Source organism: Algoriphagus sp. PAP.12, from assembly GCF_026652115.1.
Lineage (GTDB): Bacteria > Bacteroidota > Bacteroidia > Cytophagales > Cyclobacteriaceae > Algoriphagus.
On the sequence record NZ_JAPPSQ010000001.1, the window covers coordinates 684,558 to 697,258 of the forward strand.

12 protein-coding genes are annotated in these 12,701 nt (G+C 40.4%); 2 read left to right on the top strand and 10 right to left on the bottom strand.

What is annotated here, in order from left to right:
• Positions 1 to 42 precede the first annotated feature (42 nt).
• Positions 43 to 378, bottom strand: a complete 336-nt coding sequence (ytxJ, locus tag O0V13_RS02935) for a bacillithiol system redox-active protein YtxJ (RefSeq protein ID WP_268033493.1) — start codon at positions 376 to 378, stop codon at positions 43 to 45.
• A gap of 178 nt (positions 379 to 556) precedes the next feature.
• Between ytxJ and O0V13_RS02940 the strand changes: the two genes are divergently transcribed.
• Positions 557 to 1,849 carry a DUF4403 family protein gene (locus O0V13_RS02940; protein ID WP_268033494.1) on the top strand — a complete coding sequence of 431 codons (1,293 nt, stop codon included), beginning with the start codon at positions 557 to 559 and terminating at the stop codon, positions 1,847 to 1,849.
• A gap of 33 nt (positions 1,850 to 1,882) precedes the next feature.
• Here the strand turns inward: O0V13_RS02940 and O0V13_RS02945 are convergent, their stop codons facing one another.
• The 4 genes from O0V13_RS02945 to O0V13_RS02960 form a co-directional block, all read right to left on the bottom strand.
• The gene (locus tag O0V13_RS02945; RefSeq protein WP_268033495.1) at positions 1,883 to 2,368 is read right to left on the bottom strand and encodes a HEAT repeat domain-containing protein; all 486 of its coding nucleotides are present in this window, start codon (positions 2,366 to 2,368) and stop codon (positions 1,883 to 1,885) included.
• A 17-nt stretch (positions 2,369 to 2,385) separates the two neighbouring features.
• Positions 2,386 to 3,630 (bottom strand): LGFP repeat-containing protein, encoded by a 1,245-nt coding sequence (locus O0V13_RS02950; protein WP_268033496.1) that lies wholly within the window; start codon positions 3,628 to 3,630, stop codon positions 2,386 to 2,388.
• 93 nt (positions 3,631 to 3,723) lie between these two features.
• Positions 3,724 to 4,389: a 3'-5' exonuclease gene (locus O0V13_RS02955; RefSeq protein ID WP_268033497.1), complete on the bottom strand. Its 666-nt coding sequence runs from the start codon at positions 4,387 to 4,389 to the stop codon at positions 3,724 to 3,726.
• Complete coding sequence (locus tag O0V13_RS02960; protein ID WP_268033498.1) at positions 4,386 to 6,320, bottom strand: DUF294 nucleotidyltransferase-like domain-containing protein; 1,935 nt, start codon at positions 6,318 to 6,320, stop codon at positions 4,386 to 4,388. Before O0V13_RS02960 ends, O0V13_RS02955 begins: the two co-directional genes overlap by 4 nt.
• Before the next feature lie 103 nt (positions 6,321 to 6,423).
• Here O0V13_RS02960 and O0V13_RS02965 point away from each other — a divergent pair, with 103 nt between their 5' ends.
• The gene (locus O0V13_RS02965; RefSeq protein ID WP_268033499.1) at positions 6,424 to 6,594 is read left to right on the top strand and encodes a hypothetical protein; all 171 of its coding nucleotides are present in this window, start codon (positions 6,424 to 6,426) and stop codon (positions 6,592 to 6,594) included.
• 63 nt (positions 6,595 to 6,657) lie between these two features.
• Here the strand turns inward: O0V13_RS02965 and acs are convergent, their stop codons facing one another.
• From acs to O0V13_RS02990, 5 genes are all read right to left on the bottom strand, one after another.
• Entirely contained in the window at positions 6,658 to 8,550 is a 1,893-nt protein-coding gene (gene acs / locus O0V13_RS02970; protein WP_268033500.1) for an acetate--CoA ligase, read from the bottom strand.
• A gap of 48 nt (positions 8,551 to 8,598) precedes the next feature.
• A complete protein-coding gene (locus tag O0V13_RS02975; protein ID WP_268033501.1) occupies positions 8,599 to 10,284 on the bottom strand; it encodes a sodium:solute symporter family protein in 1,686 nt (561 codons plus the stop codon).
• A gap of 12 nt (positions 10,285 to 10,296) precedes the next feature.
• Positions 10,297 to 10,563 carry a DUF4212 domain-containing protein gene (locus O0V13_RS02980; protein ID WP_073571605.1) on the bottom strand — a complete coding sequence of 89 codons (267 nt, stop codon included), beginning with the start codon at positions 10,561 to 10,563 and terminating at the stop codon, positions 10,297 to 10,299.
• Positions 10,564 to 10,681: 118 nt separating this feature from the next.
• Positions 10,682 to 11,437 carry a ZIP family metal transporter gene (locus O0V13_RS02985; RefSeq protein WP_268033502.1) on the bottom strand — a complete coding sequence of 252 codons (756 nt, stop codon included), beginning with the start codon at positions 11,435 to 11,437 and terminating at the stop codon, positions 10,682 to 10,684.
• A gap of 108 nt (positions 11,438 to 11,545) precedes the next feature.
• Positions 11,546 to 12,610, bottom strand: coding sequence for an FAD:protein FMN transferase (locus O0V13_RS02990; RefSeq protein ID WP_268033503.1), 1,065 nt, complete (start codon positions 12,608 to 12,610; stop codon positions 11,546 to 11,548).
• Between the last annotated feature and the right edge of the window lie 91 nt (positions 12,611 to 12,701).

Consider the following 12,701-nt stretch of genomic DNA (forward strand, 5'->3'; position numbering starts at 1 on the left):
GAATGTTAGGATAAATGGCTTGAAATCCGTTTAAAAATCACATTAAATTTTATCCATGATATCTGGATAGGAGATTCCAAAGTGGGAATTATCATAAATGGCCACACCGTCTCGGATGATAAGTATTTGTGGGGATTCATGGGGAACATGGAAAACGTCTTCCACCAAATTGGAAATTTGTCGATAGGCAACTAAATCCAAATAGTAAGGCACTATCTTTTCTTCGTCCTCAGATTTCCAATTTCTAAGCAATCTATCGAGAGACATACTACTTACAGAGCAGCGGGTACTATGTTTGAAAATCAAAATCGGTCTTTCTTGACTCAAGGTTTTGATCTCTTCTATTTGCTCAGCCGATGTCAATTTTTTCCAATTCATAAGATATTCTCTTTTTTGGGACAATACTTGCAGGGGAAATAAAGTTCCTTTATTGTCATTCAATTTATATATGAAACTTCAATTCCGCTATAGTCTCCAAAAATATTCATTTTGTGTCCTAATACTTATTTTTTCGTTGGCTTCTTGTAAGAGTCTCAACATATCCAATCCGGGACCTTTGGCAGAATTGCCTCCGTCAAATTCCAATGTGAATGTGCCTTTGGAAATCCCAAAATCAACTTTGGATCGAATTTTCAATTCACAAATCCCGGTGAATTTGATTGATGAGGAAAATATGGAATTTGGAAGTGGAATTGAAGGAAGTCTTTTGCTGAAGAGAAAGGGAACCATAACCTATACTTCATTGGATAGCCAAGTTATAGAGATGAAAATGCCTCTTGAAGTCAAAGGTGAAGTGGGGTTGAAAAGAGGAGGCCTTGGAAACCTTTTTAAAGGAAAAGTACCAATTGATGAGACTTTTGCGCCAGTGGTTAGACTCAATCCACAAATCAATCCTGATTGGACTTTGAGTGTGGATAACTTTGAACTAGTGGAGCTTGGAGGAAATCTGACCCTTGATGTATTGGGAATGGAAGTGGATTTGAGTCAGATGATGGAGCGTCAAATTAAAAACTGGGCTGAAGAAAATCTCAATGGAGATCGCAAACTGGTAAATTTGAAACCCATGATTGATTTGGCTTGGCAACAAGCAGGGAAGGCATTTACTGTGGATTGGGATGGAAATTCGAAGGTCTTTTCAATTCAACCGGAAGCTGTGAAGCTGAAAGAGTTTTTTGGGAAAAATGATTCATATAATGTCTGGTTGGGAATGGATGGTAAAATCAATACGCATCCCGTTGGTGCAGCTCCAAGTCGAGCTTATCCTTTGCCAAATTTGACTCCAAACTCTCAATCAGAGAATGAATTGGAAATCGAACTCCCTTTTGAAATCAGCTATGAAGGGCTTGATCAATTGTTGGGAGAAAACCTGAATGGCAGAAGTTTCAGGGCAGATAAAAATACGATCATGACTTTGGATCAGCTAAAGTCACAACCATTTGGAGAGCTTCTGGCAATCACCTGTGATTTTGTTGCTGAAAGAGAAAACGGAGAGGATCTGGAAGGAAGCTTTTTTGTGGTTGGAAAGCCAGCTTATGATTCTGAGACGCATAGTTTGTATTTCGATGATATCAATTTCAAGGTCCTCAGCGATGATTCCAAAGCTAAACTGGGAGTGGCCATGAAAAAGAGAAAAATCATCCGCCAGATAGAAAAAAGAGCCGTTTTTCCGGTTGGAGGTTTATTAGAAGATAGCCTCGGAGGTATTCAGGAAAGATTGGGACTAAGTACTCCGATTGCCGATCTGAAAGTGGATGATTTAGAAATAGAACCGGCAGGATTTTATCCTACTAAAAATGGGCTTTCGGTGTATATGAAAGCGAAAGGGGAAATTGCTGTAGATTGGAAATAATAAAAGCCGGATTTGAATTCCGGCTTTTTCTTGTTATTTCATCTTTTTCAAGATACCCTTTGCTTCTTCAAGTATATCCTTCTCGTGAAAGGATTTTGAGATTTTGTCAATTTTGGGTTTGAGCTTTTTCTCCAGTTTCAAGGAGGAAGCAGACCTTAGGGCGAATTTTACCACTGAAGGGTCCATATCATCCAATGATTTGTTTAAAATAGCCTCAGCGATTTCCGGTTTTTTCATTCTCGCACCATATGCAGCCGCAATTCTCACTGGGGCAGAACCTTTGTCTGCTGCTTTTTCCAATATTTCAGTAGATCCGTCTTCATCGATATAGCCTGCTAAATAGGCAGCTTTGATCGCCAGATTTTCATCTGATCCATTGACTAGATCTCCCAAAAGAGGAAGCGCGTCTTTTCCGAATTTCTGAGCTCCAGCCGGATAATCCAATTCATCCAATCTCAGAAATTCCAATAATTCCTGCGGGTCAAACTGCCCAGCGGGTTTGCTTGTTCTTTTTGCCATGATTTCTAAGTGTTTGGTTAGATATTGGTACTTAAACTACTGTTTCTCATTGTAGAGGATTCTGAGCTAGTCAAGTTCGGTGGAGGATTGGTGATGTTAAATGTTCCATTTCCAGTCATCAAACGATCATTGTTATTCACATGATTCAAACCTAACACATGCCCAAATTCATGTCCTAAAGTCCATCTACTAGCAGATCTAACTACTACACAACCCGGTTTGCCAGACGGATGCGCGGCACAACCGTTATACCCAGGCACAGTACTTCGGACATAATAAACCACCAGATCTTTAGACCCTACAAAATCCCTATTGTTGAACAAAGAATTTTGCTCTGAGGTGGTTTGTCCCATCATACAACTTCCGACATCGACGTCATTGAGGCTTGGAAGACTTAAGTTTTGAGTTGAAGCACAGTCTACCCGAATCCCTGCAATTGCAAAGACTTCCTGCATTGCTGCAAATTGCTCATCGAGAGTAAAGGAGGTTGGAGCTGTTAAGATTTTCACGTGTACTCTGACTTTTTCTTTCAAGACTCTAATTCCAGCTGTTGGGGACCAGTAGATACTTCCTCCTTGGAAATGGCTGATTCTTCCTGCTCCTCCAAAAACTACCAATTCATCTGAAATAGGGTATTTTAAGAAACTTTTCTCCCAGCCTAAAGAGGCCCAATGTGCTCGGATTGCTCCATGAACTTCATGAGCTCCTGTACTTGGTGTCCAGTAAATGCTTCCGCCCTGGAAATGATTAAATCTCCCTACTCCATCTGGAGTGGTGGTTTCATTGGTCAGTGGATATTTTAGAAAACTTCTTTCCCATCCCAGACTGGCATATTTGGATCGGATTGCTCCATGCACTTCCCAAGCGCCAGTACTTGGAGACCAATAGATACTTCCTCCCTGAAAATGATTGAATCGCCCGATATTATCAGGAGTTTTGGTCTCATCGGTTTTTGGATAACCCAAAAAACTTCTTTCCCAACCCAATGACTTCCACCTGGCTTTTATTAATCCATGAACTTCATGCGCCCCTTCGGAAGGGTGATAGTAAATGGAACCGTTGACATAATGCTGAAACTGACCAACACCATCAGGGCAAGTAATGATGGATGTTGTGTTGGTTCCTAGCCAGCCACTTGCCCCTCCAAGTTGCCAATATTTGACAGTAATTGGATGAAGTGGTGTGAAATTGAGATCCTTAATTAGCTTTTCATGCAGGGTAGCATCCAAGACTAATTGTGGATCAATTCGAAATTTTGACATAGGCCTAAAAATTTTAATTTGATTGAAAAATTATCTACAAAAAGGTAAAGAAAATCTAGAAAAAAATCAAATAAATATTTGGTTTTCAGTGGATTACGATTTTATTAGTTCTCCATAAGTTTGGATGCCTTTAGACTGAGCTATTTTTAAAAGTTTGAGGAAAAGCTGGGCTGTCAAAAAAGCATCACCGGACGCTGTATGCCTGTCTTCAGTTTGAATTCCATATCTCTCACAAAGTTGATCCAAGCTATAATCTTTACTGTTTACATGATTCCAATTTGCTTGAGGCCCCTTTTCCAATCGTAAGGCAAAATTCGCAGTATCGATAATTGAATTAGGGAAAGAAGGAATCCCCGTAATTTTTTCCAGCATAGATTTATCAAAATGTATATGCTGGCCAACGAGGATGGAGTTTCCCATATATGGCAGTAGAGTTCTGGAAAAATCTTCTTGGCTAATGGTTCCGAGTCTTTGGGTAATCCCATGGATTTCTGCTGATTTACCTATTTCTCGATCGGATTCAGGATATAGTTCAAGGCTTGAATTGATTTTAATTTTTCCTTCTTCGATTTTTACGGCGCCAAAAGAGAGGATATGATCTTTTGAAGGATCGAGGCCGGTGGTTTCTGTATCCAGAACTACAAAGCTTAATTGTTGGATAGATCGTATGCCAGGGGTTTTAGCTTTCGATTGTTCCAAAAATTGTTGAACATAAGCTCTGGAATCTTCTTTTTTCTTGGAAAATGGCCACCAACTCATGATCTGAGCAAGTCTAGTTGAAATCGGATTCTGACGATTTCTTGCAATTCTGAAATAGGCGCAAAAGTACTTTTAAGCAATTGGCGCTGGAGTTTACCCATATTTTCAGGACGGATGTATCGTCCGTTATTTTGATTTTGAAGTCCTTCTAAAGCTCTCATTCTCATCAAAATTTCATAAGCCTTTCCTGCTTGAGTGAATAGTTGGGCATTTTGAGGTTCCATTTCACCTAGCTTTTCAAACCTTTTGAAGGTATTGTTGATGCCTACCACTCCATAGCTTAAAATGAGTAGTCTAGCCAAGTCAGTCAAAGGCATCATAGCTCTCGCCTTGATATCAAATTGATCTCGATGTTCTTGGCTTTTTTCCACAATAAAATCCTTGAAGAATCCCAGTGGAGGTGGAGATAAAAAGGCATTTTGGCCTAAATAGGATAGAAATCCCTTCTTCTTTTGAATGTTTTCATACACATGATGGGAAAGTTCTTCGGAAAGTCCGGTAAACCCAGCCACAGGCCTGAAATCATAGAAAATGGATGCTCTCAATAGTGCTTCGGGTGTGGGAGTGAGAATCCAGTCGGAGAAATATTTTTTCCATTGGCTCAATGGTTGATTCCATTTTGGATTGGAAGCCATAATTTCGCCGGGACATGGAGAAAACCCACAAGCCAATAGGATTTCTGCCACTTCTGCTCCTAATTGTAAGAAATAATCTGCTGCGATTTTCTCGAGTTCTTTAGGCACATCTTCATATAGAATTGCATTATCTAAATCAGTCCGAAGTAATTGCTCTTCTCTACCCTCGGATCCCAAACATAGAAATACGAAGCGAATAGATTTCATCTGAGGAAACTCTTCAGATAGCTTGTTTTGAGCAATTTTTACGGCTTGTTGTATAATCACATCGTTGATTTCTGTCAGGACAGACGCCACAAAGTCCATTGAAACCTCATTTTCCAAGTAATATTTCAGCATTGTTTCTGCCCTATCCCGAATGGATTTCATTTCTGAAACCACCTTGGTATTGAGCAAAGCATGAATCAATACCGCTGGACTGTTTCCCATAGAAAGCAAGACATCGTGGTCTGAAAGAATCCCACAAATAGGACTATTTGGACTTCCGTCTTCCGTCAATATCAAATGATGGAGTCTGTTTTTGATCATGGAAAGATAAAGGTCAGAGAAGCCGGCATCTTTCTTTTTGGTAATGACCGGACTGCTCATGACATGATCTACTTTCGTATCCAAAGGCAGGGCCTTGGCCAAAACTTTATTTCGGAGATCCTTGTCCGTGATGATTCCCAAAGGGATTTGGTTCTCCCCGCAAACGACGATCGAGCTTACGGATTCGGAAGCCATTTTTTGTGCTGCGGCCTGAACAGTGGCAGAGGGGTCAATGTGGATAACTCTTTCTGAAAATTGGATCTGACTAGGATCTGAGAAAATCAAAAGTGAGTGGTCTTGATTATCTTTTTTTAGAACTCCTCGTGCCTTTTGGCCTGTGGATAAGTCCTGTCTTACTACCACTTGACCAGATGCGAATCCTGCTGCAAAGTAAAGGGCGACTTTCGAGTTTTTTTCTAAAATCTCTTCAAATACAGATACTGGAATACTATAGACTAATGAATCAACTTCGACTTTTGCCTCATAGATATAGGGTCTTTTTCCTAGGAGTGCTAAAACACCAAACACATCCCCTTCATCGCAATAATCCTTGATTTCATTTTGATCATAGAGTCCGATCTGACCTTCTTTTAAGATGTAAAAGTGTGGTCTAGCGGCTTCATTTTTCTTAAAAAGAATCTCTTCTTTTGCCAAAAACTGGACTTCCACTTGGCTGGCTACTAATTCAAGATCAGAGGGGTTCAAAAAAGAAAAAGGAGGAAACCTTTTCAAAAACTCCTGAACTCGCTTGACAATTACATTGGCCATGTGTTGAAAATACTGATTTCAATTTAGAAAATTGCTGACAGAATGTCCTAGACTAAAATTGGTTCTAAATTTGATTTGTAAAATCCTTTAAATCAGATAAATGATGTCAGGAAGAGCCGTTTTTAGAAGTGTTAAAAATCTCCTTTGGGCCTTAATTGTAGCCTTTATGGTTGGGGTCCATAATTTTTACAAGCAAGAAATGGATTCCCCGGATTCTATTGTTTCCTCTATTGAAATAGATGCGGAAGAGGAAGATGATACTCCCAAACTCTAAGGCTTTAAAAAACAATAGACACCAGAAACTCTAGTGTCTATTGTCTTGCATCTGATGTCTAATTTATTTCCTTCCCTCAATAATCTGCTTCACTACTTCTGGATCAAGGAGAGTACTTGTATCTCCCATGTTGTCCAAGCTGTTTTCAGCAACTTTTCTAAGGATACGTCTCATGATTTTACCTGATCTAGTTTTTGGCAAACCAGGTACCAATTGAATTTTATCTGGTTTCGCAATTGGACCAATGATTTTAGAAACCGAATCCTTGATTTCTTGAATCAAGTTTTCTTCGGTTCTATTAGTCAAATCACAAATCACATAAGCATAAATGCCTTGTCCTTTGACCTCATGTGGATAACCTACTACTGCAGATTCAATCACTTTAGGATGCTCATTGATCGCGTTTTCAACTTCTGCAGTTCCCATTCTATGGCCAGAAACGTTGATAACATCATCTACACGTCCTAGGATTCTGTAGTATCCATCATGATCTCTTTTGACTCCATCTCCTGTAAAGTACATATTTGGATATGTAGAGAAATACGTTTGCTTGCATCGGTCATGATCACCGTATGTTGTTCGGATCATCGATGGCCATGGGAATTTGATACAAAGGTTTCCTTCCACTCCATTTCCTGTTAGTTCATTTCCATCTGCATCGACAATACAAAGTTGGATACCAGGAAGAGGTAGAGTTGCATATGCTGGTTTGGTTGGAGTAATTCCCGCCAATGGTGAAACCATGATTCCACCAGTTTCAGTCTGCCACCAAGTATCCACGATTGGACATTTGTCTTTTCCGATATGGGTATGATACCAATGCCAAGCCTCTTCGTTTATTGGCTCGCCTACAGATCCCAAGACTTTCAATGAACTCAAATCATAACCTTGAATAGGTTCAGTACCGTAGGCCTGCAAAGCTCTAATAGCTGTTGGGGCTGTGTAGAATTGGTTGACTTTATGCTTTTCCACTACGGCCCAGAAGCGACCTGCATCAGGATAGGTTGGAACGCCTTCAAACATCAGGGTTGTAGCTCCACACAAAAGAGGACCATAAACAATATATGAGTGACCAGTGATCCAGCCGATATCGGCAGTACACCAGTATACATCTCCCGGAGAATATTGGAAGACATTTTCGAAGGAATACTTGGTATAGACCATGTATCCACCAGTCGTATGGACTACCCCTTTTGGTTTACCAGTGGAACCTGAGGTATATAGGATAAATAGCATATCCTCTGAATCCATTTCTTCTGCGACGTTTGTGTCTGCTTGATCAGCTACTGCATCATGCCACCAGAAGTCACGCCCTTCTTTCATGGTGATTTCCTGATGAGTTCTTTGATAGACAATCACTGTGTCTACAGGAGATTTTTCCAAAGCTTCATCTACCAAGCCTTTGACTGCGATTTTTTTGCTTCCACGGAAGTTTCCATCTGATGTAAGTACAGCTTTTGCTCCACAATCCTTGATTCTATCTGCCAATGCTGAGGCAGAAAATCCTGCAAAAACTACTGAGTGAATAGCTCCAATACGTGCACAAGCAAGCATAGCAACTGCCGCTTCAGGCACCATCGGCATATAGATGATAACACGGTCACCTTTTTCGATTCCTTTAGCCTTAAGAGCATTGGCAAAGCGGCAAACCTCGTGGAAAAGTTCCTTGTAGGTAAGTGTTCTGCTGGCTTCATTTGGATCATTAGGTTCCCAGATAATAGCGGGACGATCCGCCATGGTGAACATGTTTCTTTCGAAGATATTCTCAGTGATATTCAGCTTTCCATTGACAAACCACTTGACATCCGGATCTTTAAAATTCCATTTTAAGGTCTTAGACCATCTTTTTCTCCAGTAAAAGGAATCTGCGATTCTAGCCCAAAACTCTTCAGGCTGAGTCACACTTTTTTGATATTCGTACAAATAACCGCTTAGGGTATGTAATCTATCACTCATGATGAAACTTAGGTTTATTGTAAGAGGAGTAAACTCCCGTATATTCTTTTAATGATCGCTGGCTTGTCCAGCACCTCTAGGAATTCGGATATCTTGTACCATTTCCTGAACTTCTTGTGGAGGTGCAGGGGTAAAGCTGGAAACTAAGATACAAACAAGAAAGTTGAGGATCATGCCTATGGAGCCTATCCCTTCCGGAGAAACTCCAAACCACCAATTCTCGGCGGTATTCAGTTCTGGACTGATAAATTTGAAGTAAATAATATACGCCAAAGTGAACACCAAACCTGTCAACATTCCAGCAATGGCTCCTTCTTTATTGATGCGGTCGGAGAATATTCCCATGATGATGACAGGGAAAAAAGAAGCTGCTGCCAAGCCAAATGCAAAGGCTACCACCTGTGCTACAAATCCCGGAGGATTGACACCAAAATACCCTGCCAAAATCACTGCTCCTGCAGCTGCAATCCGAGCAATTCGAAGTTCTTTTTTCTCGGAAATTTCTGGTTTAAAAGTCTTGAATAAATCTCTCGAAACTGAAGTTGAAATGACAAGCAAAAGTCCTGCTGCTGTGGATAATGCCGCAGCCATCGCTCCTGCGGCCACCAATCCCACAACCCAGTTTGGTAATTCTGCAATTTCCGGTGAGGCCAAGACCATAATGTCCCGGTCAATGCTCAATTCATTCTTCTCTTGATCAGGTAGGTACTGGACGATTCCATCTCCATTTTTATCATCTACTTTGATCAGATCAGTCTTTTGCCAAGTACTGATCCAAGCTGGCAAATCGCTCACTTTTTTCTCTGAGGTAGAATTGATTGCATTGTAAATTCCGAATGCAGCAATGGCTGGTGCTGTTGTGTATAGAATAGCAATGAAAACTAAAGCATATCCTGCTGATAGCCTCGCATCTTTTACTTTTGGAACGGTGAAGAACCTAACAATCACATGAGGAAGTCCGGCTGTTCCCACCATCAATGCTAAAGTGATCATAAACATGTCCATCATTCCTTTCCTTCCTGAGGTATATTCAGCAAATCCCAAATCCGCCAATACGCCGTCTAGTTTATCTAAAAGGTAAGTTCCATCTGAAACTTCGCCCCCTAATCCGAGTTGAGGGATTGGGTTTCCTGTCAATTGCATGGAAATGAATATGGCTGGAACCATGTAGGCAAAGATCAAAACGCAATATTGGGCGACTTGAGTATAGGTGATCCCTTTCATTCCTCCCAAAACAGCGTAGAAGAAAACGATACACATTCCAATAACCACTCCCCATTCGATAGGGACTTCGAGATAGCGGGAAAAGACAATTCCTACTCCTCTCATTTGTCCTGCGACATAGGTAAATGAGATGAATAGCGCGCAAATGACAGCAACAATCTTTGCAGTTTTTGAATAATATCTGTCCCCCACAAAATCAGGGACAGTGAATTTCCCAAATTTCCGGAGATAGGGAGCTAATAGTAAAGCCAATAGGACATAGCCTCCAGTCCAGCCCATCAGGTAAACTGATCCATCATATCCAGCAAAGGCAATGATTCCGGCCATGGATATAAAGGAGGCTGCAGACATCCAGTCAGCGGCTGTCGCCATTCCATTGGCGAGAGGGGATACGCCTCCTCCGGCAACATAAAATTCTTTGGTTGAGCCTGCTCGACTCCAGATGGCGATGCCTATGTATATGGCAAATGATATTCCGACTAATAAATAGGTCCAGGTAAGGATTTCCATGTGTTTTTGGGATTAATCTTCGTGAACATCAAATTCCTTGTCTAGCTTGTTCATTCGATACACATAGACAAAAATCAATAAGACAAAAACATAAATGGATCCTTGCTGGGCAAACCAGAATCCCAGTTTAAATCCTCCCAGCCGGATTTGATTGAGTTCTTCAACCCAAAGGACTCCAAAGCCAAATGAGACTAAAAACCAGATGAAAAGTAGGATAAATAAGGTTTGGAGATTTTTCCTCCAGTATCCTTTTGTATTTATTTTGGGTTCGGAAGGCATAGATTGTTTTGCTTATGCTGTGGTTGAGCATATAAAGTAGCAGGTCAAAGTATGCAAAAGCAACCCTTTTGGAGAAAATTTAAAAATTTTAATTAAGTCTTAAGATCTTAATGAATTTTTAGAGCAAAAACTCTGAAATAATTGCCAATCCAGCAGCCAAGAAACTTACCATAAGCTTGCTGATTTGGAGCTTGTGGTGTGGACTACTTTCGAAGAAAATGGTCGTAGAAATATGAAGAAAACCACCTGCTACCAAGCCATACAAAATTCCGATTCCTTCTTTTCCTATTAGATCATTTTGGAAAAGGAAAGAGCTTGAAAACATACCCAACGGAGAAGAAAGAGCGAATAATGTCAAAAGGAAAAGCGTCCATTTTTTACTCATCACTGAGGATAAGACTGCTGCTAAAGCAAAAGCAGCTGGGCCTTTATGCATGATAATTCCCAAAAGAACCGACTTTCCGCTGTGTACGTGGCCAACTGATGAAGATACATCCTCAATCAAAGTGCCATGCGAAAGGAGAGTCCCTTCCAAAAAGGAGTGTATGAATAGCCCCAACATTACAGTCAAAACACCACTTTTTCCATGACCATGGTGGTGCAAGTGAATATGTCCGTGCTCGATTCCGCTGGAAAGAAATTCCAAGATTTGTTGGAAAAGGAAACCAATCAGAATGTAAAGCCCCATTTTGGAGGCATCGGTTGCACTTGAAAAAAGCTCAGGAATAATGTGGATGATGGTAATCGAGAAAAGATAAGAACCCGCAAATACCAAGACCAGTTTAAAGTATTTATCCTTGAAGTTTGGGGCAAAAAACACCAAAGAGCCCGCAATCATGGCTGTCAGAAAAAGAAGAATGAAGTTTAGTCCCATGCAATTTTAGGCTTTTCCGTTTGGTTTTGGGGAAAAGCTTGATTGATAACCTCCGCAAAGGTAATAAAATTCAATAATGTTGCATTTATTTCAAGATTCTTGAAAAATCTACTCCGTGATAAAAGAAAGGTAAGGTTTTAGGCTTTCACTTGTATAGCTACCGTAAGTGCCATCTGATTTGCTGAAAATTAAAAATACTTCCAGTTCAGTATGGGAATCGGCCAATTTGATGGCTTCGTCAGTTCCCATAACCATCATAGCTGTGGCAAAGGCATCTGCAGTCATGCAGTTTTTAGCCAAAACTGTTGCACTCAATAAATTATGTCTTACAGGGTAGCCGGTTTTAGGATCGATGGTATGGGAGATTTTCACTGAGTCTTTGACATAGAAGTTTCTATAGTTTCCTGAGGTCGCCATACCCTTGTTATTCAAAGCAATGATACTAAAAAGCTCCGACGCATTGGATTCTTCTTCTGGTCTGTTTACACCAACTTTCCAAAGTTCCCCCTTATCATTGGTGCCTCTAGCTACTAGCTCTCCTCCGATTTCTACCAGAAAGTTAGAAATTCCTTTGCTGGTCAAAAACTTACCCACTACATCCACTCCCTGACCTTTAGCAATTGCTGAAAAGTCAAGATAGATTTCGTGATTATTTTTGATGACTTTCTGATTGTCAAATTCAATTTTATCAAAACCGACACTTCTCACCATGGTTTGGATGTCCACAGAATCTTTTAATTCAGGACCTGTTGGTCCAAATCCCCAGATATTTACCAAAGGACCTACAGTCGGATCAAATGCTCCGTTTGTTTGGGTGTAGATAGCTTTGGAAGCATTTAGAATTTCTGGAAAATAAGGCAAATTGAACTCCAGCGTATCTTTTTGGTTGAATTGGCTAAGTTCAGAATCTGGGATATAAGTAGATAAACTTTGGTTGAAAACCACCAAAAGAGAATCAATCGAGGTTTGAAAATCTCTGTTTTCCTGATCCAAATAAGTGATGTTGTATGTGGTCCCCATCGTCTTACCGGCAAGTGTGATTTTTCCTGCTTCAGATGGCTCATCCAAAGTTACTTCTGGGGTTTGTTCTCGGTTTCTCCAGGTATAAACCAGAGCTACCATTAAAAGCAGAACCAAGGAATAGACGATATTTTTACGGGTATTAGATCGCATGGATTTTCAAATTTGCTGCAAAGTTAAGGCTTATTTTTGCTTACAAAACCCGTTAGATGAGGCAAAAAGTAAAAGTTCCACTATCTTAAAT

Bases quoted from the DNA above. Each gene is read 5' to 3' on its own strand.
- O0V13_RS02975 (WP_268033501.1), bottom strand. From the start codon at position 10,284: ATGGAAATCCTTACCTGGACCTATTTATTAGTCGGAATATCATTTGCC.
- ytxJ (WP_268033493.1), bottom strand. From the start codon at position 378: ATGAATTGGAAAAAATTGACATCGGCTGAGCAAATAGAAGAGATCAAA.
- O0V13_RS02955 (WP_268033497.1), bottom strand. From the start codon at position 4,389: ATGAGTTGGTGGCCATTTTCCAAGAAAAAAGAAGATTCCAGAGCTTAT.
- O0V13_RS02950 (WP_268033496.1), bottom strand. From the start codon at position 3,630: ATGTCAAAATTTCGAATTGATCCACAATTAGTCTTGGATGCTACCCTG.
- O0V13_RS02980 (WP_073571605.1), bottom strand. From the start codon at position 10,563: ATGCCTTCCGAACCCAAAATAAATACAAAAGGATACTGGAGGAAAAAT.
- O0V13_RS02985 (WP_268033502.1), bottom strand. From the start codon at position 11,437: ATGGGACTAAACTTCATTCTTCTTTTTCTGACAGCCATGATTGCGGGC.
- O0V13_RS02960 (WP_268033498.1), bottom strand. From the start codon at position 6,320: ATGGCCAATGTAATTGTCAAGCGAGTTCAGGAGTTTTTGAAAAGGTTT.
- O0V13_RS02965 (WP_268033499.1), top strand. From the start codon at position 6,424: ATGTCAGGAAGAGCCGTTTTTAGAAGTGTTAAAAATCTCCTTTGGGCC.
- acs (WP_268033500.1), bottom strand. From the start codon at position 8,550: ATGAGTGATAGATTACATACCCTAAGCGGTTATTTGTACGAATATCAA.
- O0V13_RS02990 (WP_268033503.1), bottom strand. From the start codon at position 12,610: ATGCGATCTAATACCCGTAAAAATATCGTCTATTCCTTGGTTCTGCTT.
- O0V13_RS02945 (WP_268033495.1), bottom strand. From the start codon at position 2,368: ATGGCAAAAAGAACAAGCAAACCCGCTGGGCAGTTTGACCCGCAGGAA.